The 22,195-nt window shown below is 37.8% G+C and carries 26 protein-coding genes; 10 read left to right on the top strand and 16 right to left on the bottom strand.

Annotated elements, in window-relative coordinates; all coding sequences use genetic code 11:
• Positions 1–46 precede the first annotated feature (46 nt).
• Together VZD24_RS01100 and VZD24_RS01095 are read left to right on the top strand one after the other, a co-directional pair.
• On the top strand, positions 47–301 hold the full coding sequence (locus VZD24_RS01100; RefSeq protein WP_279447596.1) for a type II toxin-antitoxin system Phd/YefM family antitoxin: 255 nt from the start codon (positions 47–49) through the stop codon (positions 299–301).
• A gap of 1 nt (position 302) precedes the next feature.
• A complete protein-coding gene (locus VZD24_RS01095) occupies positions 303–560 on the top strand; it encodes a Txe/YoeB family addiction module toxin (protein ID WP_279447595.1) in 258 nt (85 codons plus the stop codon).
• 71 nt (positions 561–631) lie between these two features.
• Here VZD24_RS01095 and VZD24_RS01090 read toward each other — a convergent pair whose 3' ends face one another.
• The 7 genes from VZD24_RS01090 to VZD24_RS01060 form a co-directional block, all read right to left on the bottom strand.
• Complete coding sequence (locus tag VZD24_RS01090; protein WP_342686581.1) at positions 632–865, bottom strand: cytochrome C oxidase subunit IV family protein; 234 nt, start codon at positions 863–865, stop codon at positions 632–634.
• 3 nt (positions 866–868) lie between these two features.
• On the bottom strand, positions 869–1,453 hold the full coding sequence (locus VZD24_RS01085) for a cytochrome c oxidase subunit 3 (protein ID WP_279447593.1): 585 nt from the start codon (positions 1,451–1,453) through the stop codon (positions 869–871).
• Position 1,454: 1 nt separating this feature from the next.
• Complete coding sequence (locus VZD24_RS01080) at positions 1,455–3,224, bottom strand: nitric oxide reductase activation protein NorD (protein ID WP_342686582.1); 1,770 nt, start codon at positions 3,222–3,224, stop codon at positions 1,455–1,457.
• 9 nt (positions 3,225–3,233) lie between these two features.
• Positions 3,234–4,058, bottom strand: a complete 825-nt coding sequence (locus VZD24_RS01075; protein WP_342686583.1) for a CbbQ/NirQ/NorQ/GpvN family protein — start codon at positions 4,056–4,058, stop codon at positions 3,234–3,236.
• 142 nt (positions 4,059–4,200) lie between these two features.
• A complete protein-coding gene (locus VZD24_RS01070) occupies positions 4,201–5,550 on the bottom strand; it encodes a cbb3-type cytochrome c oxidase subunit I (RefSeq protein WP_342686584.1) in 1,350 nt (449 codons plus the stop codon).
• Positions 5,551–5,554: 4 nt separating this feature from the next.
• Positions 5,555–6,013: a c-type cytochrome gene (locus tag VZD24_RS01065; protein WP_279447589.1), complete on the bottom strand. Its 459-nt coding sequence runs from the start codon at positions 6,011–6,013 to the stop codon at positions 5,555–5,557.
• Positions 6,014–6,245: 232 nt separating this feature from the next.
• Positions 6,246–8,048 carry a hypothetical protein gene (locus tag VZD24_RS01060; protein WP_342686585.1) on the bottom strand — a complete coding sequence of 601 codons (1,803 nt, stop codon included), beginning with the start codon at positions 8,046–8,048 and terminating at the stop codon, positions 6,246–6,248.
• 223 nt (positions 8,049–8,271) lie between these two features.
• Here VZD24_RS01060 and VZD24_RS01055 point away from each other — a divergent pair, with 223 nt between their 5' ends.
• Positions 8,272–8,802, top strand: a complete 531-nt coding sequence (locus tag VZD24_RS01055; RefSeq protein ID WP_342686586.1) for a CIA30 family protein — start codon at positions 8,272–8,274, stop codon at positions 8,800–8,802.
• Positions 8,803–8,816: 14 nt separating this feature from the next.
• Positions 8,817–8,990: a Lacal_2735 family protein gene (locus tag VZD24_RS01050; RefSeq protein WP_279447586.1), complete on the top strand. Its 174-nt coding sequence runs from the start codon at positions 8,817–8,819 to the stop codon at positions 8,988–8,990.
• Between the two features lie 63 nt (positions 8,991–9,053).
• On the opposite strand, the gene VZD24_RS01045 is transcribed toward VZD24_RS01050, so the two are convergent.
• From VZD24_RS01045 to VZD24_RS01010, 8 genes are all read right to left on the bottom strand, one after another.
• On the bottom strand, positions 9,054–9,836 hold the full coding sequence (locus tag VZD24_RS01045) for an ABC transporter permease (protein ID WP_342686587.1): 783 nt from the start codon (positions 9,834–9,836) through the stop codon (positions 9,054–9,056).
• Complete coding sequence (locus VZD24_RS01040) at positions 9,829–10,539, bottom strand: ABC transporter ATP-binding protein (RefSeq protein ID WP_279447583.1); 711 nt, start codon at positions 10,537–10,539, stop codon at positions 9,829–9,831. The genes VZD24_RS01045 and VZD24_RS01040 overlap by 8 nt, the downstream gene beginning before the upstream one ends.
• Positions 10,526–11,722, bottom strand: coding sequence for a nitrous oxide reductase family maturation protein NosD (locus VZD24_RS01035; RefSeq protein WP_342686709.1), 1,197 nt, complete (start codon positions 11,720–11,722; stop codon positions 10,526–10,528). The genes VZD24_RS01040 and VZD24_RS01035 overlap by 14 nt, the downstream gene beginning before the upstream one ends.
• Positions 11,723–11,984: 262 nt before the next feature.
• On the bottom strand, positions 11,985–12,416 hold the full coding sequence (locus VZD24_RS01030) for a nitrous oxide reductase accessory protein NosL (protein ID WP_342686588.1): 432 nt from the start codon (positions 12,414–12,416) through the stop codon (positions 11,985–11,987).
• A gap of 107 nt (positions 12,417–12,523) precedes the next feature.
• The gene (locus VZD24_RS01025) at positions 12,524–13,135 is read right to left on the bottom strand and encodes a hypothetical protein (RefSeq protein ID WP_342686589.1); all 612 of its coding nucleotides are present in this window, start codon (positions 13,133–13,135) and stop codon (positions 12,524–12,526) included.
• Between the two features lie 202 nt (positions 13,136–13,337).
• Positions 13,338–15,308 carry a Sec-dependent nitrous-oxide reductase gene (gene nosZ / locus VZD24_RS01020; protein WP_279447579.1) on the bottom strand — a complete coding sequence of 657 codons (1,971 nt, stop codon included), beginning with the start codon at positions 15,306–15,308 and terminating at the stop codon, positions 13,338–13,340.
• Positions 15,309–15,340: 32 nt separating this feature from the next.
• Complete coding sequence (locus tag VZD24_RS01015) at positions 15,341–15,916, bottom strand: fasciclin domain-containing protein (RefSeq protein WP_279447578.1); 576 nt, start codon at positions 15,914–15,916, stop codon at positions 15,341–15,343.
• 71 nt (positions 15,917–15,987) lie between these two features.
• Complete coding sequence (locus tag VZD24_RS01010; protein ID WP_279447577.1) at positions 15,988–16,491, bottom strand: c-type cytochrome; 504 nt, start codon at positions 16,489–16,491, stop codon at positions 15,988–15,990.
• A gap of 225 nt (positions 16,492–16,716) precedes the next feature.
• On the opposite strand from VZD24_RS01010, the gene VZD24_RS01005 reads away from it, so the two are divergent.
• A complete protein-coding gene (locus tag VZD24_RS01005; RefSeq protein WP_342686590.1) occupies positions 16,717–17,544 on the top strand; it encodes a universal stress protein in 828 nt (275 codons plus the stop codon).
• Between the two features lie 13 nt (positions 17,545–17,557).
• On the opposite strand, the gene VZD24_RS01000 is transcribed toward VZD24_RS01005, so the two are convergent.
• Positions 17,558–18,190 (bottom strand): putative periplasmic lipoprotein, encoded by a 633-nt coding sequence (locus VZD24_RS01000; RefSeq protein WP_279447574.1) that lies wholly within the window; start codon positions 18,188–18,190, stop codon positions 17,558–17,560.
• A gap of 227 nt (positions 18,191–18,417) precedes the next feature.
• On the opposite strand from VZD24_RS01000, the gene VZD24_RS00995 reads away from it, so the two are divergent.
• From VZD24_RS00995 to VZD24_RS00975, 5 genes are all read left to right on the top strand, one after another.
• Positions 18,418–19,032, top strand: a complete 615-nt coding sequence (locus VZD24_RS00995) for a TetR/AcrR family transcriptional regulator (protein ID WP_279447573.1) — start codon at positions 18,418–18,420, stop codon at positions 19,030–19,032.
• Positions 19,029–20,291: a TolC family protein gene (locus tag VZD24_RS00990; RefSeq protein WP_342686591.1), complete on the top strand. Its 1,263-nt coding sequence runs from the start codon at positions 19,029–19,031 to the stop codon at positions 20,289–20,291. Before VZD24_RS00995 ends, VZD24_RS00990 begins: the two co-directional genes overlap by 4 nt.
• 9 nt (positions 20,292–20,300) lie before the next feature.
• Positions 20,301–21,188: an HlyD family secretion protein gene (locus VZD24_RS00985; RefSeq protein ID WP_342686592.1), complete on the top strand. Its 888-nt coding sequence runs from the start codon at positions 20,301–20,303 to the stop codon at positions 21,186–21,188.
• Between the two features lie 72 nt (positions 21,189–21,260).
• On the top strand, positions 21,261–21,659 hold the full coding sequence (locus VZD24_RS00980; protein WP_279447570.1) for a VOC family protein: 399 nt from the start codon (positions 21,261–21,263) through the stop codon (positions 21,657–21,659).
• Between the two features lie 20 nt (positions 21,660–21,679).
• Positions 21,680–22,180, top strand: a complete 501-nt coding sequence (locus VZD24_RS00975; RefSeq protein ID WP_342686593.1) for a hypothetical protein — start codon at positions 21,680–21,682, stop codon at positions 22,178–22,180.
• Positions 22,181–22,195 lie beyond the last annotated feature (15 nt).

The following is a 22,195-nucleotide window of genomic DNA, read 5'->3' as shown; positions in this document are numbered from 1 at the left end:
TTCAAATTTTGTACATAAATTTGTACTAATTTTAAAAAATAACCTTATGCAAATTACAACCGTTTCGGACTTTAGAAAGGATATTAAAACGTACTTAGATCGAGTTGTAAAGAACGTTGAAACTTTAATTATTAATCGCGGAAAGGATTCTGGAATAGTAATCATGTCTTTGCAGGAGTACAATTCCTTAATGGCTACAAATCACGAATTGTCTTCTCGAAAGAATGAAAGGAGATTAGATTCTGCAATTGACAAACTTAATAGCGGATCTACTTTTAACAAAGAACTAATCGAAGATTAAAATGAAGTATATTTTTGTCGACGAATCTTGGGAAGATTATCTGTATTGGCAAAAAACCGACAAAAAGAAGTTGAAAAAAATAAATGAAATTCTAAAAGATATCGCTCGAAATCCTTTTGATGGCATTGGAAAACCTGAACCTTTAAAACACAAATACGCTGGCTTCTGGTCTAGGCGAATTGATAGCGAACATAGGCTAATTTATAAATTTAAAGAGGGTGAAATATTAATTGCAAAATGCCGCTTCCATTACGACTGAAAAGTTTTCTTGTCAAAATTATAGTTAAATCATTGTTTCTTTATACTCACTTACAAAAATCTTATAATTCGCTAAATCGCCCAAACCACAACTAGCAGTAACCCCAAGAACGCCACCAAAAGTACCTTCCAAAAAGCATTGGCTTTTTTAAGTTCCATAAAGAAAAAAGCAACCCCGATAAATTTTAGAAAAGACAAAGCCAAAATAATTAATGCAACATTAGCCAAATCCAGATTCGCAAAAACTGCAGACAGAATTGTAAGCCCAATTAAAATAAGCCAAGTGATGTTAAAAGTGCGTTCCATTTTTTAGAATAATAAATAAATTATTGGAAAAAGAAGTAGCCAAATCAAATCGCACATATGCCAAAAGGCCGCGCCCGATTCATAATCTTCTACTTTTAGGGTTTCGGGTTTTTTGCTGAGGGTTCTTCCCAAAACAAGCAAAATAATGATGCCCACTACAACGTGAATTAGGTGAAATAGCGTAAGCATCCAATAATAACCAAAGAAGGCATTGTAGCCGATAGTAAGGCCGGCTTCCACTTTATCGTAATATTCCACTCCTTTCAATACCAAGAAAAGTACGCCACCAAGCATGGTTAGCTTTAAAAACAATTTGCTTTTACTAAAATTTCGACGTTTCAAAAAATGAACCGACTGCGCCATGCACCATCCGCTACTAAGTAAAAATACGGTATTTATTGCGCCATAAGCCGTATTGAGCATTAAGCGCGATTCGTGAAATATTTCGGGTTCGGCTTTTGCATTTATCGCCATAAAAACCAATGCAATGCCAAAAGTTACCAGTTCCAAATAAATAACAATCCACAGCAATATGCCGCCTGGTGGGTAAAATATGTTTTTGTAATCTATTGTTGCCGTAGTTTTCATATTAACTTTGGTGTTTTATTTTATCGTACAATTTTACAAGCGATTGCAGCAGTTCTACCGGTGTAGTCAAAATCTGAAAATGGTTCTGCCCAAACATCTGCGGCAAATAATATTTTGCCTGCGCTTCAATGGCCAACGCATACGAATTTATATTCCGCTGGTTCAATTCACGTAGCGCCTGCTTTACATCATTTATGCCGTATTTGCCTTCGTACTTATCGTAATCATTGGGTTTTCCATCTGAAATAAGAATTACCCATTTGTTTTTTGTGTCACGTTTATCCAGCAAAGCACCCGAATGTCGCAATGCCGTACCAATTCGCGTATAACCGCTGGGTTGCAAGGCGCCAACTTTTTGCTTTGCCTTCTGCCACGGCTCATCAAAATTTTTTAAGGTTAAATATGTGCTGTGGTTCCGGGTTTTGGAATGAAAACCGGCAATAGAAAAATCTACGTTGAATTCCTCCAAAATTTCCCCAAAAATGATTGAAACCTGTTTTTCCACATCTATTACCCGATTGTCTGCAGCATAGCCATCGCTGGAAAGGCTGCTGTCCAAAAGCATCAAAATAGAAAGGTCTTTTTCTTTTTTGCGTTTTGAGAGATAGATATTTTCCGAAGGCGTGTGGCCCGAATGAACGTCCACATACAAATCTGTGAGCGCATCAAGGTCAAACTCCTCGCCCTGCAACTGCCTGCGTTGCTGTTGGTATTTATTATTTACCGAAGTAAGCATTTTCCGAAGCCCCATCAAGGTTGTTGCGTGTTCCCTTAAAGTATTTATATAATAATCAGAATCGGTTTCGGTTTGTGTTTGCGGATAAACCTTGCAAAAATCTGTTTTATAAGTGCGTTTGGAATAATCCCATTCGTCATACAAAATGTTGTAGTTGGCATTTTCTATTTCCGCACTTTCAGAAATGGTTGTATTTTCAATAAACTCGGCCTGATAAATAGAATGCGTGGGATCGTCTACCCGCACGGTTTGTTTCATATTTAAATCTTCCAGCGCATTTGCGTGGTCGTCCAGCTCGTCATCGCCATCAAAATCGCGCCAACCGCCTTCCCACTCTTCTGCGGTTTCGGCTTTTTCAAAGTTGTGGGTGAGCACATAATCTTCCTGTGCTTTTTTGTCAACTTCAATAGATTTTATTTCTTCTACCGCATTGGCTTTCAAAATAGTATTTATCTCTTCTTCAATGGCGGTTTTTACTTTTTCTGAAATATTCTGAAGTACTTTTTTCTTTGGTGTTTCAGGCGAATTCGCCATCCATTTCCCATAAATATAGGAATAGTCGGGCGGATTTTTTTCCGAAGCGTTTTTTTCAAAGTGAAGTTTCAGTTCGTTATAAATCTGCTCCGTTCCGGGAAATTGATTAAAAATTTCAGTTAATACTTTTTCAGCATTTTCTTCGGAAATTTGCCGCGCCTCTTCCAAGGTATGCTCCTCGCCCAATTCATAATTAAGCTGAAAACTTTTTTGAATTGAAAGATATAGCGTCCTAAAAATATAAAAAGCCAGATTTTTTTCCGAAGTATCAAACCCTGAAAATCGTTCGGGCAAAAAGAAAGCGTTGTTTTTATAACCACCCTCCTGCTCTGCCTCAAAAATTTCGATGGGATGACAGGTTACGGCACGTGCCACCAAAGTGAGCCGAGGCTTTATTTCACAAAGTTTTACGGTGTGCGCAATTGCTTCCTTAGCACTTTTTTTTCTGCGCTTTAGAAATTTTGCAACCTTGGCAAAGATAAACTCATCGGGTTCGAACATGGTTTTTTCTTAAATCATCAAATCGCACAGATCTGTTAGTGCTTGGGTAATTTCAAGATCATCGGTCAATGGTTCCACAATTGCCACTTTTACGGAAAGTCGTTTGGGAAGTCCGCTGTTTATAAGCATTGCCGCATCTACCAACAAACGGGTGGAGACGGTTTCGGTAAGTCCCAATTCAGTTAGATTGCGAATTTTATTGGCAATGTTTACCAATTTTTTGGAGGTGTCTTTGTCCAAACCAGTTTCCGTGTACACAATTTCGGTTTCATCCTTTGCAGTGGGATATTGAAACGAAAGCGCCACAAAACGTTGGCGGGTAGAAGGTTTCAGCTCTTTAAAACCCTTTTGATATCCTGGATTAAAGGAAGCCACGAGCATAAAATCCGGATGGGCTTCTACGGTAATGCCCAGTTTGTCTATATACAATTCCTTTCTGTGATCTGTGAGTGAATGTATGGCAACCACAACGTCTGGGCGAGCTTCGGCGATTTCATCTAAATATAGAATTGCACCTTCTTTTACCGCTTTGGTCAACGGCCCGTCCACCCAAATAGTTTCGGCGCCTTTGATTATATAGCGGCCAATAAGGTCTGTGGAAGAAGTTTCCTCATGACAGGAAACCGTTAAAAGCGACTGCTCCAATTGATGCGCCATAAAATCTACAAACCTGGTTTTTCCAGTTCCCGTGGGGCCTTTCAGCAAAATGGGCAATTTGTTTTTAAACGCGTGCTGAAAAACTTCAACTTCGCGATCTATGGGTTTGTAAAAGGGTATGGTTTTATAAGAAACCTTCGTTTCTGATCTTATGATATTAGTATCTATTGTGGACATAATTTTCTCTTCTTAAAATAGCTATTTAAAAGGTCTGAAAAACGGTTCTTTTTGGAAAGAAACTTTAAGTGTTTTACGTGAAGTTGAACTTTCCAGGCGTTTTTAGGTATAAGAGCGTAACCGAATTCAGACCCTTTATCAATTATAAATATTCGTGTTCAGCTTTTTCCAAAGCTTCATCTGTTGGACGACCGTGTTTGTAAAAGTCATAGATATAGGTTAAAATTCCCACGGCAAATAAACTGGCGCAGATAATCAACACTACAAAATGGATGCTTATTTCCTTTTGAACTGCCATAAATTCCATGCCAAATTTTCGTTCCAAATAAACCTGTGCCACGCCGGCTACACCAAAAGCCATCGTCATTCCTATCATTCCAATATTTGATGTCCAGAACGCCACGCGACCACGTACGCCGTCATAATACTTACGCCCGGTCATATTCGGCAAACTATAGCTTATAATTGCTAAAACAATCATTGCATAAGCTCCCCAAAAGGCCAAGTGTCCGTGCATTGCAGTTACCAAGGTTCCGTGGGTATAAAGGTTTGTTTGTGGCAGCGTGTGTGCAAACCCTAAAAGTCCTGCGCCCACAAACGATACAATTGCGGCACCCAACGTCCAGAATAAGGCAATTTTGTTAGGGTGTTTTTTCTCTCCTTTGCGGTACATATTTACCGCAAAAAGTGCCATTGCAAGGAAGGCCAAAGGTTCCAAGGCTGAGAAAATTCCACCAACGATCAGCCAGATTTTATTTACGCCAATATAATAGTAGTGGTGGCCGGTGCCCAGTACTCCAGAAAGAAAGGTCAGGCCAACGATTACATAAAGCCATTTTTCAATAACTTCTCGATCAACTCCCGTAAGTTTAATTAATAGGAAGGCCAGAATACCGCCCATAATAAGTTCCCAAACGCCTTCAACCCAAAGGTGAACTACCCACCAGCGAAAAAAGCTGTCGGTTACCTGACTGTCAAATGGTAACATTCCGGGAATGTATAATAATGCCGCAAATAGCAGCCCCATTGAGAGCACCAATGCTGTGGTAGTTTTTCGTTTTCCTTTAAAAAGTGTCAGAAGTATTAATGCTAAAAATAGCAGTACGTTTAAAACCACTAAATAGTCAAGCTGCCGCGGAATTTCCAAAAATTTACGGCCTTCCCACCAGTTAAAGTGATAGCCCACAATTGCAGCCACGCCAACCGCTGCAAGTGAAATAAGCTGCACATACGCCAACTTTACACTTACGAGTTCGCGCTGGGCTTCTTCAGGAATAATATAGTAGGCAGCTCCCATAAACCCGGAGAGCAACCAAACCACCAAGAGATTGGTATGAACGGCACGTGCCGTGTTAAAAGGAATAAATTCGTGAAGCCCATCCATCCCGATACGGGCAAAACCCATAATAAAACCATAGGTTATTTGAAGTACGAGTAACAGCATTGAAAGTGCGAAAAACCAATAAGCTACTTTTTGAGATTTATATTTCATAATATTAATTTTCAGATTGGTTATTAAGTAATTGTTTGTCTTTCGCTAAAGGCGATACTATGCGGTCAAAACCATTTAAGTCTATTTCGCCAATCCAATTAAAAAATGCGATGACGTCATCGGCCTCTTCGGCCGTGAAACCATAAGCCACCATTTTTCTACCGTTTGGCTCCCAAGGCACGGGCGACATAAGAATTGCCTTTATTAGACCTTCGCCTCTACGTTCAACAACTTTGGTAAGTTCAGGGGCATAATAGCCACCTTCGCCGAGAATGGTGTGGCAACCCATGCAGTTGTTCTCCTCCCAGATAACCTTACCGCGTACTACTTGTTCGGTAATGTTTTCATAGTTGGTCTGGTCGTTTCCATCGCTAAAGGAGTAAATGGTAAGACCAATAAAAATCAGGAATGTTACGAGCGTTCCACCGAGGAAAAATGCCCGCGCTTGTTGTTTGGATAGCATATTGGTTGGTTTTAAGTTATATATTAAGACTAAAATATCTTAATAGCAAAATAAAAACATTCACCAAAAATTATTTATGACCATTGTCATATTTAGAGTGGATTTTCACAATTTTTTAAGAAGTAATCAATAGTAACGGCAAACACCCCACGCCAAAATAATTTTAAAAAACAAACCGGTTTAGGCTACTCAAAGCCACTCTATTCTAATAAGCCGAATTTACCTAATCCCACTATCCCAACTGCAACTGAGAATCGCGAACTTTTAAAATTTCAACTTTAGCAAAATCTAATTCCCTTTTAAATTTTATAGCATTTTCCAAAATATAATTTATCGTCAAGTTTTGATAGTGTTCAATGCCATCCAATAGATTCTGGCTAAATTTATCCCAAGATTTATAGTCGCGCACAGTAGGCGAAGTAACGCCCTCTATCTCTTTTTTTAGAAAGTCTATATATAGTCTAAGTTCAGTGACAAATAATGCAGCGCGATTGGGCTTTTGCATAATATCCGCTCTACCGTAAATATGATCTGTCATCTCGCGGAGGCTGGTGGTTTTGGAGAAGTTTATAATATTTGGCCCCGGACAAATAGTAACGGCAGGCAATTTTTTTAGAAAAGGCACCTCGTAAAGCGCTGGTGCCGCGTTGCTTAACCCAATACAAAGACATTCTTTACTTAACACGTCTTCTACTTGTTTATCATAATCCTGTTTTGAGATATTTAAAGTCTTTAACTGCGCTAATTTTAGTTTTTGATACTTGGAAGAAGCTGTACAAATTGGAGTTTTTGTAAATTCAGTATTAGATTCCAACAGCTTTTCTGTACACGGACTACCGGGTTTATCCTTTCCAATTCTGTTTAAACGTTCCGTTTCTGCGGTGGTGCCCCTTAAATAATTAAATTCAACTCCCAATGGCGAGGCTTTACTTCTAACCACATCGTTTTCTTTAGATTTTGCCAATAGCTCCAAGGTTTTCTCATCTACAGTAGTAGCTTCAGGACACAGTAAAAATGGCGTTCCCCACCCAGTACCATCTACGTTGTAATACTTTTTTAGCAATGTATCTTCTTCGCTGGTTCCAATTCCACCCTGTACGGTAATCCTTATCGGATGTGGTTTACCAAAACTGGGCTTCCCTTTTGCCTTAATTGCGGGGTTATAAAGTTCAAATAGGCTATCCTGCAATTCTTGCTTCTTTTCCTTAAATTCTTGAAGAATCGGCCCCATAAGCAAACCCTGTGTGGCAAAAACGTGACCGCCACAATTTAAGCCCGATTCAATTCTAAATTCACTTACCCAAATTCCCTTTTTAGCCAAGTATTTACCTTGAATCAATGCCGAACGGTAATCGCTTACCTTAATAATTACCTTTTTATAAAAACCACCCAATTTATAAGCATCAAACGCTGTAAAGCCTTCCATATAATTGTACAAACGCGGATTCATTCCCGCCGACAGCACAACGGCCGAATTGCCTAAATTGCAATCTGCGTATCCCTTTAAGGCCGTAATGGCATCCGATCCGTTTTCAATAGGTTCTTTGTTTTTGTCTAGTTGGTCCTTATCTACCTTGGTCATAATATTTACCTCAATAGCACCGGGAACCAAACTTTCGCGTAGCAATTTTTCGGCATTCTGCTTTTCTGTGCTATCAGAAAGCGAAAACCACTCATGGTATTTTTCCTTCAACACACTACTATCTGGAAGCATTTCAAAATATTTCACAATATCAGAACCAGTTTCAAAAGCTGAATGTTTTAACCGCTCCATTTTAGAGGTTACAATTCGCTGCATTAAATTTAAATAATCGGTAATGCGTCTCGCCCGCGAATCCGGTTCCTTTTCTGAAATAGGCACATAGGGCTCGTTGTTTTGCTGGTAGTAGTATTTTCGCATTACCTCTATTAAATTATCTTCAATAATAGAAAGCGTACTATTTATACCAAAATGAGCAACTTTTATAGGCGAATCAATGGTAAAAGCAATACCCATTACGGGAATATGAAAACTGTGTGGACTGGTAGTCTGCATTAAAAAAATATTAGGATTGAAAATGCGGTAAAGAAAAGCTATCTAAAAAGACCATTTTATGATAAAAATCATAAATAATACATTTTAGTCTTTTATGTTGTTATTTTTAAAAACACATTCAACTATTCCTTGGTAAAAAAGCTAAATAATACCCAATAAATCATCGTGTTATCTATTTTTGTTTAACTTTGCTTAGTTTTTATTGAACAAGAATATCGCTACAATGAAATATTTCATCTTTATTCTAATACTATTTCAAGGAATGAACACTAAAATAATTTTCGATTTTAATAAAGAGTCAAATCTTCAAGATTGGGGTATTGTTGACGATGCAGTAATGGGTGGTAAATCAACAAGTGAGATTAAACTGAACGCCAATGGTTTTGGGGTTTTTAAAGGACAGGTATCCGTGGCAAATAATGGCGGATTTTCATCGGTTCGTTATCAATTCAACAAATTGAACGTCGCAAAATACTCGAAAATCAGAATTAGGTTGAAAGGAGATGGTAAAGATTATCAGTTTAGAATTAAGGATAATGCAGATAATTACTACTCCTATATCGCTACATTTTCAACTGCCAACACGTGGGAAAATATAGAAATAGATTTAAAAAATATGTATCCCTCTTTAAGGGGAAGAAAACTGGACATTCCAAATTTTTCCCATAACTATATAGAACAAATTGCATTTCTGATCGCTAATAAAAAAGATGAAAACTTTGAACTTTTAATTGATACAATCGAACTAATATAAATCAAACGAAAATTATGTTTAATATATTCAACAGAAAATCCAAGGCCGAAAAACTACATGCTCAGTACAAAAAATTAATGGAAGAATCTTTTAAACTGTCCACAACCAACAGAAAACTCAGTGACAGTAAAGTTTCAGAAGCCGAAGCAGTTTTACAGCAAATAGAGCTACTTAAAAAGAATTCGTAATTATTAGACGATTTCATTTTAACACACGGCCCTAAAAACAAATACAAGAAATTTATTGGTTTACTAAAAATCCTTCCGTTTTGCAATTCGCCAAATAAAGAAAGTTGGAACAACCACCCAAATAATTAGCATTACAAACGATAAAATTAGCCCGAAACTTGTTCCAAAAAACTTCTGAAATACGGCTCCGGTATATCCTAAAAGTGCCGAAATATCCAGCTTTAAAAGTATCAATACCCGCGATAAATCTACTGGGTTTAGCATCGTGGCAATTAGGGAAAATTTATCTAACGGATAATCTTCAAAATACAATAACGACATTAAAAAGATACCGTCGTAGATTACCGCCATAAACAACCAAAGTAAGATAGCGTACCCAAACCCCTTTATTTTGTTTTCGTTGGAAAGCGCGATTACAAAGGCCAAAGCGGTAAAAATAAAGGTTAAAAATGCCCCCGTTACTAGCAATAGTGAAAAGTCCCAAATGGCGTTACTGTTAAAAATTCCGTAGAAAACAAATGGCATTCCCAAGCCTATCACCAAACTCATTGATAAAGAGGTTGCAACTCCAAAATACTGACCCAAAAAAATGGAGCTTCGTTTTACGGGTTGCGCCAAAAGCAGTTCGGTAAATTCGCGGGAATTGTAATAATACATCACCCCGAAAATAGTCCCAATAAGCGGCACCAAAATAATGATTACGTTCATTAACGTTATAACTGCTTTTGAAAGGTCGTTGTTAAGAAACAACAACACGATGCCAAGCAGTAAATAGAACAGAAAATATACGTAGCTCCAGCGGCTTCGCATTAAATCGTAAAAACTGTATTTTAATATTTTAAGCATAACTAGCAGATAAAATGGAGGCTATAGCGTGTTCAAAATCGGGTTGTTCGGTTTTCGCTTTTAATTCTGGGATACTTCCCTTAAAATAAATTTTTCCTTCCAACAGAAAAACTATCTCGTCGGCAATTTCTTCCACAAAACTCAAAATATGCGAGGTTACCAAAATTGTTTTCCCTTTTTCCTTTTCGGCAAAAATTAAGTTTTTTAGCCGCAAATGCGAAATAGGATCGAGGCCGCTGGTAGGTTCGTCAAGAATTATTAACGGACTGTCAAACATAAAAGTAAGCACTAGGTTTACTTTTTGTTTTGTTCCTCCGGAGAGGTTTACCAATCGTTTATTAAGGAAGGGTTGCAGCTTAAAAAGTTCAATTAGCTCTTCGTCTTTAGTTGCCTCGGAAGCCCTTAAATCCTTTATCATGGCAATAAGTTCATTCACTTTTAGGTTGCCGGGAAAGTTTGCAATCTGCGGTAGGTAATCTATCTTTTCGCGATATTTAAAATTGTTTCTCAACGACTTTCCATTAATGAAAATTTCACCCGAATCTGGCAAAACCATACCTAAAATAGCTTTAATAAGTGTGGTTTTTCCCGATCCGTTAGGCCCGAGAATGGAAAAAATACCGCCTTCTTTTATAGCGAGGTCGATGCCCTTAAGCACTTCGTTCTTACCGAATTTTTTATATAAATCCCTAATTTCTATCATGAGCTATTTGTTTCATTCTTGGATTTTCATCCATTAAATCATCCGGTGTAAATACCGGGGAAACTTTTTCCGAAAAATCTATAATATCTATAAATAAGCTTCGCATTAAAATAATGGTTTCCGGAGTGCGGTTTACTATATATGAAAACAGTTTTACCGGACGATACGCCACATCGCCAATGCCGTTCTTGTCTAAATCGTACCCCGTATAATTGCTCCAATAATTGTTGTTAAATTTATTGTTGTTTATCCGCCCATTGTATGATATATCGAAAGAGTTATAAAGAAAATTATTATCAATAACGTGGTTTTCGTAGCATGCGCCTTTCACTTTTATTGCGTAGCCATTACTGGTAAAATCGTTATTTGCGTATTGCAAACGGTTGCTCCCCTCTACAGTTATACCTACCGTATTTTCAAAAAACAGGTTGTTTTTAATGTTGGCATCGTTTACTTCCTTTAACAATAACCCATAGGCTGCGGTGCCCCAGTTTTTCTTTATAATATTGTTTTCAACTTCCATAAACTTTGAAAACATTAAAGCTATTCCGGCGCCGTTGGTTTCAAAAACATTATTGATTACATAATTGTTATTGCTAAACATAAAATGAAGCCCATAGCGCACATTATTTTTACTGAAATTATCCTTGATTGAAATTTCATCTGAAAATTCAAGATAGATTCCGTCGCGCACCCGCTGCACATCATTTCCGCGAACTTCTACATTTTTACAATACCAAAGATGAATTGCATTTCCTGAATTAAATTCGGTTACCGCCTCTCCCCGCACCTTATTGTTAAGTACTTTGCCATTGTTAGATTTTTGAAGGTAAATTCCGAAGAAAAGCTTTTCGAGTTCTAAATTTTTTATAACAAAACCTTCACTGTTTACCACGCGAACTGCCGCATAATCTGTTGTATAACTAACCCCTACGTTTATAATCTTAAAGCCATCTAAGGTTACGTTATCAGTGCCAATGGTAATAATCTCACCCTTCTTCTCCCCGTCAATTGTGGGTAAATTTTCTCCAATTAGAGCAATGCTTTTATTAATTTTTATATTGGCTTCTTTGTATGTGCCTTTTTTTACAAAAACGGTATCGCCCTCTTCGGCTTGAAGTATAGCTTCGTTAATAGATTTTACAGGGCAGGTAGCACAAACCGTTATTGTTTTAGACCACATAGATGCTGTGGAAAACAATAAAATTAAAAAGAAGAATATGTTGTGATTATTTTTCAAAACGATGACAAAATTACGCTTTACGAACTCATTCGCTATCGCGGAAATTTAAAAAATTTGAAGATACTTAAATTAATGATGATTCCGATACTTTAAATCTACAGTCGTAGAAAAACAGTACAATAAAAAGGATGCTAAAAATTGATTTCGGGAAATTACAGAGTTGAGTAACCCGTTAAAAACCACCGAAGTGATTTTTATAACTTTACAATTTTAAATATTCTTGTATTTCCTTCCAAGTGTATATTTTACCGCCAAATTCATCTTGGGCTTTTTGTCCGTTCTCTGTATTTTTAAACGCCGATAGATTTGCTCCCATTGGGCTTTGTAGTTGTTCACTCACCAAATAGCTAGCTTCTGTAGCATTAATCAACTCGCCCGGTTGGTAAAAATCTGCCACTAGTTGGTGCGCCATTTCGGTGTCTTTAAACTCATCCTGTAACGAATGGACCATACATTCTATGGCGTCGTACTTAAAAGCTTTTCCTTTTGCAGTAACCATTTGTGAGGCGTGCTGTTTATCTACAATAGTCATATTGCAGTAGTGGCACACGTCTGAGCCGTAATTTATAGGTTGTGGTTTTACTGTACAGGCTGTAAAGAGTACTAAAATAACCAAGAGTTGTATAATTTTCATATTTCCAAAATTTTAAAAGGTTTTCACCTTCAGGCATTACAAAATTCTTTCAACGTTTTATAAAGCCTCCTTCTTCTAAAAAAGAAGAAGGAGTATTTATTTAGGCTTTAATTTTTTTTATATTCTTTTTTTCCTACAAAAAAGGCCACCAAGGTAAGAATCATTCCAACAAAAATCATATACGCACCGGGTCCAGGCCAGGAATCTACATCAAAATTCAACATTTTTTGATACCCTAATAATGGTGGTTTATAGGTCATTGGCGTACCGTCAAGGTTTTCTAATTTCATAATAGCCTTAGGGTCTAGATCTGTTCCGTAATCTATAAGCCATAAGTTAAAGTCGTACATTCCCAGAATTCCGAGAACAGACATTAATACGAACCAACCGAGGAACCATTTGTAACTTACTTTTCCCAAAAATCCAAGAATTCCAATAAGTACCCCAAGGGCCACCATTGCTCCAATTACTTTAGGAAAAACGCTAAACTCCCACATATCTTCCACTTTTGGAATGGTTTTCATTCCAATATAATGGTTAAGGCCGTCAATATTCTGAATATCAAATTCTTCAACACCTTGTATTCCTTCAATATAAATATCCATTCCCAAAGGATCTGGATATTGGGGCGCACCTAGCATTATATTCCACAATGGGAATTTAAAAAGACCCAATAGTAGCAAGGACCCAATTATCATTATAATTCCTGCTTTTTTCATTTTGTTTGAATTTAAAATCTTAAACGTCAGTATGGTTGGTTTGTAGTTTAAGTATTTGTGCAGATTGTGTAGTTGTTGATTTTTATTTTGAACAAAATGTTCGTCAAATTTTTAAAAAAGACGGGGGAAATCAACAACCCCCGTCTTTACTGAAAATACTATTAATCACTAATTAAGTATTTTCACAACTAAAAACATCCTATTAATCTTCGCCTAAGCTCCAAGACAATTCAATGTTTGAATCTGCTGGGCTTACACGAATATATCCTTGCATTTCTTGGTGAAGTGCAGAACAGAAATCGGTACAATAGAACGGCCAAACACCTACTTGTTTTGGTTCCCAAAGTAAGGTTTCGGTAGCTCCGGGCATAATCAATAATTCAGCATTATTTGCTCCAATTACCGCAAAACCGTGTGGTACATCAAAGTCTTGTTCGTGGTTTGTAATGTGGAAGTACACCTTGTCCCCTACTTTTACACCTTCAATATTATCTGGGTTAAAGTGGCTTCTAATCATATTCATATAAATATGAACATCTTTTCCATCACGCTCTACTCGTACATCGCTATCTTGAAGAACTGCATACTTGTGTTTGTTTTCAGCAAGCTTAAAGATTTTCGTTGAATTTGGCGCAACCAATTCGGCTGGAATCGCAGCAGCATAGTGAGGTTCCCCGATTGTTGGGAAATCTAACAACAGCTCCATTTTATCGCCCGTAATATCGAACAACTGGGCAGACTGTGTAAGTTCCGGACCTGTGGGTAGGTATCTATCTTTTGTAATCTTGTTTAAGGCAACAAAATACTTACCAAATGGCTTACGCGAATTTCCACCAGGAATCATACCGTGCCCTACAGAATAAAACACTGGCTGACGGTCTAAAACTTCCCAAGTACCCACTTTCCATTTTACTACTTCAGAAGAGATAAAGAATGTGGTATAAGCATTTCCATTACCATCAAATTCGGTATGAAGTGGCCCTAATCCTGGTTGCTTTACTACTCCCGCAAGAATGTCCTCAAAGTTTAAGATTGGAATGCCATAAGCTTCTCCATCAAATTTCTTGTTCTCAATAGCATCAAGCATTTTTGTAAAACTGTGAACAGTTAAATCTGCAGATAGTTTTCCGTTTCCGATAATGTATTCTCCTGTTGGATCAACGTCGCAACCGTGTGGAGATTTAGGAGTTGGTAAAAAATAAACCGCTCCCGGTACATCCATAGGGTTTACTGTTAAAACTTCCTTTAACATAGTTGAAGTAGCCGTGTGTGTATGCTCATCTAATATGTTGTGCGCATAGTTTGCAGGTACTTTTGTACCACCACCGTTGTTTACATATTCTTCAATTACTTTCCAGTTTACGGCAGCAATAAAATCCTTGTCGTTTTGTGATGCGTTAACTTCTAAAAGGGAGTGGGCTTCTTCGGTATTATAAGTAGTAAAGAAGAACCAACCGTGACTCTTATCACGTCCAGGGTGCGATAAATCGTAATTAAAACCTGGCATCATTAGCTGGAATTTAATTCCCATTCTTCCGGTTTCTTGATCTACATTAATAAACGTTAGGGCACCTTTAAAATTTCCTTTGTACTCGTTAATCGACATATCCTTTTGAGGCACCGGCACAGAAAAACGAGTTCCCGCTACTACATATTCAGTATTTTCAGTAATAAAAGATGAACTGTGGTTACCCGCACTGTTTGGAATTTCAATGATCTCCTCAGTTTTAAAGCTCTTTAAGCCAATACGTGCAATTCTCGGGGTGTTGTTACCATTTATAAATATCCAACGACCATCCAATACCCCATTGGTTTGTGAAATATCCGGGTGGTGCGAATCGTCCCAAGGCACAAACCCGTACGATGTATTTAACATTGGTTTTGTTTCTTCAGAATAACCCCATCCGTTTTCTGGGTTTTGTGAGAAAACCGGAAGAACTTTAAGTAATCGACCCGATGGCAGTCCGTAAACACCCAGCTGGCCGCTAAATCCACCAGACATAAAGCCGTAAAATTCGTCGTGCTCACCTGGCGCTACATAAACTCGCTCGGCAGCATTTGTAGCCAAACCTCCCTGACCACCTTTCTTGCTCTTTTGGTCTCCCCCATTATTACAGCTCACCAATCCGGCAGCCATAATCAAGGCGATTAAAATATTAATTGTTTTTTTCATTATCCTATTATTTAAATTAAATTGATTTATAATTAATTAGCCGGTACTATTACCTTATCTACTACGTGTACAATTCCGTTTCCAGCATCTACACTGGCCACTATTTTTGCACCGCCTACAAATACATCATCGCCTACAACTTCTACCTTAGCGTCATTGCCATCGGCTTGTCCTACTTTCTTAAATTTCTTTAAAAATTCCTTCGAATAATTTCCTGGAGTTACGTGATGTTTCAGTATAGAAGCTAACTTTTCTTTATTTTCAGGCTTTAATAAATCTTCTACAGTACCCGCTGGCAACGCATTAAAAGCCTCATCGGTAGGCGCAAACACCATCAAAGGTCCCGCATTAACTAATGAATTTTCCAACCCTGCCGCTTGTACAGCTGCTACCAAGGTGGTGTGGTCTGGCGATCCAATAGCGATTTGCAACACATTGGGTGCAGATTCATCATCTTCAATAAACGCTTGTCCTTGATTGCTTGATGAAACTTCGCTTGGTGTGGAACTCTCTACGGAAGCTCCAGTTTCGGTAGTTTTTTCGTTTTTACAAGCTGAAAACAGCAGTACTGCAGCTGAAACAAAAAATAGTTTAATGATTGTTTTCATAGTTGTTTGGTTTTTAACCCTTGCAGGATTTTGCGTCCCGCAAGGGCGGGTTGGTTGCTTAAGTGTATATATTAAAGTGTTCTAAAATATTCCAATACTTGTCTTGCTTCCTCCTCGGTAAGGTGTTGGTTTGCCATTGGCGACCCGTTAAACTCTACTAAAAGAGCTTTTGCTAGTGGATCCTTTTGCGTCATTTCTTCAGGATTTAAAATCATATTCATAATCCACTCTGGAGTACGTCTTTCCAAAATCCCTGTTGGCGCCGGTCCGATAAACTTTTTGTCTGGTTTATGGCAAGCCATACATTTAGACTTAAAAATTTCAGAACCTTTGGAAGCCATAGCATCGTCAATGGTAGCAGCGATTTCTACATTCTTAATCGGGCCCACTCCCTTGTTCGTTAAATCTATTGTCTGTGATGGTTTTACATCAGAAACTGGTGCTTCCTTTGGGGTTTCAGTCGCCGCTGGTTTTTGGCCAATCTGAATGCCCTCTTTCTTTTTTTCTTCTTTTCCGCCACAGCTAACTAAAATTAGTACTGCTAAAGCGGCCATTGATTTCATTATGTTTTTCATAGTTGTTTGAATTAATTAACAGGACAAAACTAAGGTGAAGGCATTAAATAGAATATGATTTTCGTCATATATCAGACTTATTTGTCCTTGATTAGCTACCCTGCTAAAATGCTGAGGACTTAAAAATTTATACAGCCTTAATAATTCCGCATAATGCTAAATTATTTATGATAGAAATCATTTTAGAATTTACACTTATCACGTACTTTTGGGAAAACTGAGACTATGAAAAACATACTTCTGCCAACAGATTTTTCAAAAAATTCAAAGAATGCCATCAGGTATGCACTACAGTTTTTTAAAGGTGAAACGTGTACCTTCCATATTTTAAACACACAAAAACCAACAGGCTACCTTACTGCAGATATGCTTTACAGTACGCCGGGTACTTCGGTTTATGACAGTATTCTAAAGGAAAATAAAACAGAACTCGAAAAAACGGTTCGTTTTTGTGAATCTATTTCGGAAAATGAAAACTTCACCTTCATTCCAAATATAGATTTTGATGATATTGAAGCCGCAGTAAACCAAACAGTTGCCAGACACAACATACACCTAATAATCATGGGAACCAATGGCGCCACTGGGGCAAAAGAAGTGATTTTTGGCAGTAATACCATTAAAATTATACGTAATGTAAATTGCCCCGTACTCGTTATTCCGGAAGGATACGCTTTCGAAAAAATAAATTCCGTTTTGCTCTCGCTAAACTATCAAAACGACGTTTTGCAAAAATCGTTCGAAATTGTATTAAACATCGTAAAAAAGCACAATGCCGCACTTAAGATTCTAGATATTGAAGAAGCAGATATTGTAGTTTCGCCCAAAAAAAACCATATCGAGGCAGTTTTTAAAAAACACGGTTTTGAACGCTATACCATAAAAAACGTGCCAGCACCATTGGCAATAAGTTCATTTGTACAAATAGTCCCCATTCAACTGCACGCCATGGTTACCAGACGAAAAAGCTTTTTAGATCGTTTTATTTTTGGCTCGGAAACTTCAAAAATTAGTTATGCTACCGTCGTGCCGCTTTTGGTACTTCACGAATAAGGTTAAAGCAAATTTACTTTACTATTAATAAATTGTTTTTTTTAAGCGTTTGTACCAAGGTTTTTACGTAATCCCGAATGGTAGATGCAGCTCCAGGAGGATCTACAATGTCTATTTTTCCGCGCCAGATTAAATCGCGTTCCTCGCCGGGACAAAGGCAATACAACGAAGTTTCAGTATTGTAAACTGGATAAGCTTCCATTGGCTCGGGCTGGTAAACCGGTATATTTTCGCTGTAATAATCGCTGAACGATTCAAAGGATTTTGTAAGATTTCGGTACGATTGCCCAATGGTTACCTTACTCTCCTGCCCTGTAATTTTAGAGAGAAGTACCGCATCAAAACCTGCCTCCAAAAGTTGCTTTTCAAGATTGGCAAGATTTTCTTCAGATTGATTAATTGCCAGCGCCGGTAATTTAAAATACTCCGCACTCTTTACGGCAATCACATTTTCGTTGCCCAACGCATTTACCAAACTGTATTCAAACTGCCGTTGCAAACCCTCATCCGGCGTTAAACCCACAACCAAAACCTTATTGGCCCGAAAATTTGGACTTTCTGAATTTATGTATTCATCTACCAAACGGCTGCTGGAACACCCATAAAGCAAAAACAAGGAAGCAATCAAAACAAAAAGTTTTTCCATAGTAGTAAATTAATTAGGCCTAGTAACTAGTAACCTTAGGTAAAGATACGTTTCTTCTAAGCAAAATCCTGCATTTCCGAAGCTTGAAACTAGCTTATAACCACTTCTATTTATATTTAAAATAGTACCGCCCATACTTCATTTTCCGAAAAATCTCCAAAATATCCCACCGTAAAGATAAATTATCTATCTTTGTTAACCAAATGGTTAAACCATAAAGTTGAATAATGGCAAAGACAAATAAAAATCAAGATACCGAAGGGCAAATTTTAAATGCCGCAAAAAACGTTTTTCAGAAAAAGGGAATGGACGGCGCCCGAATGCAGGAAATTGCAGATGAAGCCGGTATTAATAAAGCCATGCTCCACTATTATTACCGAAGCAAACAATTGCTTTTTGAAGCTGTTTTCAGCAACGCATTTTCACTTTTGGCACCCCAACTCAACAAGATTTTAAACGACGATTCTTCAATTGAAGACAAGGTGAAAAACTTCACGAGCAACTATATTTCCTTTATATCGAAGTATCCCTATTTGCCAAATTTCATAATTCAAGAATTAAACCGAAACCCAAAGTTTTTTGAAAAAATTCAACAAAATGCCGCGTTTCCAACATTGGAAAAATTTAAAAGTCAGGTTGCGGCAGAAGTTGAAGAAGGCATGCTAAAACCCATAGACGGGGAGCAGCTTTTTATCAATATTATTTCGCTCAATATTTTCCCTTTCGTCGCAACGCCATTGTTAAAAGGATTTTTAAAAATTGACGATAAAGCGTTTAAACAATTGATGGAACGGCGTAAAACCGAAGTAGCGGAGTTTATTATCAATTCAATTAAAAAATGAAAAAGTTTCTATTTATACTTTTTGCAATCGCTCCCATTTTGGCATTTGCCCAACAAACGCTCACCTTGGAAGAGTGCTATGTTTTAGCGGAAAAAAATTATCCGTTGGCTAAACAGATGGCTTTATTGAAAGATAAAACAAACTCTGAAATTAAGGTTTTGGAAAAGGAAAAACTGCCAAAACTAGATTTAAACGCACAAGCAACCTATCAATCTGACGTGATTGAATTTCCTTTGCAAATACCAAATTCAACCGTAATACCGCCAAACAAAGACCAATACCGCGCCACGTTAGATGCAAACCAATTAATTTATAACGGCGGAAACATCGCGGCAAACACAAGATTAAAAACTGCCCAATTAGCAACCCAGCAACAGCAAGTTGCCGTAAATCTGTACACTTTAAAATCGCGAGTAAATCAAAATTATTTTAATGTGTTGCTTTTTCAAGAACAGGAAAAATTGCTTCTTTCAAAATTGGAAGAGCTCGACTCGCGCCTAAAGGAAGTGAATACGGGTGTGAAATACGGCGCCGTTCTCCCCGCTTCCGAACAAGTGTTGAAAGCAGAGCAGCTAAAGTTGGAGCAGCAGATTTCGCAGATCAATTTCGATAGAAAGAAAGCACTCAACAACCTAGCTTTGTTGCTTTCCCAAAACTTAGACAGTAATACAACCCTGGCAAATCCAGACATTTTGGTCGCCCAGGAAATCGAGACGCAACGTCCCGAGTTGGAACTTTTCGACTTACAGGAAACGCAGCTGGAAACTTCAAAAGAAGTGATTTCAAAAAGTAATTTTCCAAAACTTTTGGGTTTTGCGCAGGCTGGTTACGGCAATCCGGGGCTGAACATGCTGGACAATTCATTTCAAGATTTTTATATGGTTGGATTGAAATTGAATTGGAATATTTTCGATTGGGGAAAAACAAAGGAGCAAAAACAAACGCTCGATATTTCAAAAGAAATAGTTTCTACCGAAAAAGAAACCTTTTTGCTGAACAACCAAATGCGACAAAAAGAAGCCGAAAACGACATTGAAAAATATGATAAAATGTTGCAAAAAGACACTCAAATAATTGCGTTGCGCGAAAAGGTTTTGGAAGCCACGACTTCGCAATTGCAAAATGGCGCCATAACTTCTTCAGAATATATAAGAGAACTAAACAATCTGTACGAAGCGAAAATTGACGAACAATTGCACAAAATACAACTGTCGCTGGCAAAGGCGAATTATAAAGTAATTAAAGGAGGTTTCAATTAAATAGTTACGATGAAAAATATAAAAATATTGTTTTTGGCAGGCTTAATAGGAAGCCTCTACTCCTGCTCCAACGGCGAAAAAGCCGATGGCTACGGCAACTTTGAAGCTACTGAAATTACAATCTCTTCGGAAGCAAATGGAAAACTCGAATTTCTAAATTTAGAAGAAGGTCAGGTTTTAGAACAAGGAACCGTAGTGGGACTGGTTGATACACTTCAGCTTTATTTAAACAAACAACAATTGCTTGCTCAAAAAGAAACAGTGGCATCTAAATCGGGTGGTGTTTGGTCGCAAGTAAGCGTCTTAAACCAACAATTACAAACGGCAAAAACCGAGCAAGAGCGCATTCAAAATATGTTTACTGAAAAGGCCGCAACACAACGCCAATTAGATCAGGCCAACAATCAAGTGGACGTTTTAAAAAAGCAAATTAAGAATGTAGAAACCCAAAACGCACCTATTGTTAATGAGGTAAAAACCATTGAAGCAAAAGTGGCACAAATCAATGATCAGATTATTAAAAGTAAAGTTACAAACCCCATAAAAGGTACGGTTTTAACAAAATATACCGAACCTGGCGAAATTGTTTCCTTCGGAAAACCGCTGTACAAAATCGCCAATATGGAGGAAATGACGCTACGAGTTTATATAAGTGAAACGCAGCTTTCAAACATTAAAATTGGGCAGCAAGTAAACGTAAAAATAGATGCTGGCGAAGAAATGAAAGATTACGAAGGAACAATAAGTTGGATTTCCGCTTCGGCAGAATTCACCCCAAAAATAATTCAAACTAAAGAAGAACGAGTAAACCTTGTTTACGCAGTAAAGGTTACCGTAAAAAATGACGGTAGCCTAAAAATTGGAATGCCTGCGGAAATGTGGGTTGATAGTCGGTAGTCAGCTGTCGGTTGTCGGTTGTCTGTTGGCGGTTGGCGGTTGGCGGTTGGCGGTAGAAAAAATGGAAAAATTATGAAAACAGTTGAATTTATATTATATGTTTCTAATCAAGTGCGGAGTACTGAATTTTATGAAAAATTGCTTGGTTTAACTCCGACTTTGAATGTGCCAGGAATGACGGAATTCAACCTCTCGGAAACCGTGCAGCTGGGGTTGATGCCGGAGAGCGGGATTTCGAACATTATTTGCCCGGCAATGCCGCATCCCAAAACCGCCAATGGTATTCCGCGCTGCGAACTGTATTTAAAAGTAACAAATCCCGCCGATTATTTAAAACGTGGAATCGAGATGGGCGCAAAAAATATCAGTGAATTACAAACCCGCGATTGGGGCGATACCGTGGGATATATAGCCGACCTGGATGGTCATATAATTGCTTTTGCCAAAACAAAAATAAACGCTAAACTATAAACACTTAAATATTTTACATTATGAAAAAAACAATCTTATCATTAGCAATCATTTCAGCAGTATTAGTAAGCTGTAACGACGCAAAACACAAACACGAAAGTACCGATGCGGTTAAAACCACCGAAGAAACCCACGAACACCATATGGAAGAAATGGCTGCCGAAACCCATGCAATAAACAATGCTTGGGTAGATGAAATAAAACTAGACAACGGCAGCAAATGGGAAGCCAATGTGGAAACCACCGAAGGCGTTGACAAAATGCTGAACATGGTTAAAACCAGCGAAACAAATACTGTTGATGACTATCATAATTTGGCGTCAAAACTAAACGAGGTAAAAAACTTTGTTGTCAAAGAATGTACAATGGAAGGTCCTTCACACGATAACTTACATGTTTTCTTACACCCACTTATCGAAAAAATTGAAGCTTTGGGAAAAGTGTCAACCACAGATGAAGGCTCTGAAATTACAGCGAGCATCAAAGAAAACCTAGAAGGCTACTACAACTACTTTATGTAGTATAAAACAAAAGCG

Origin of the sequence: Aequorivita flava, from assembly GCF_038742595.1 — a bacterium.
Lineage (GTDB): Bacteria > Bacteroidota > Bacteroidia > Flavobacteriales > Flavobacteriaceae > Aequorivita > Aequorivita marisscotiae.
The sequence above is the reverse complement of the archived record's forward strand: the minus strand, read 5'-3'. Positions and strand labels throughout refer to the sequence as shown.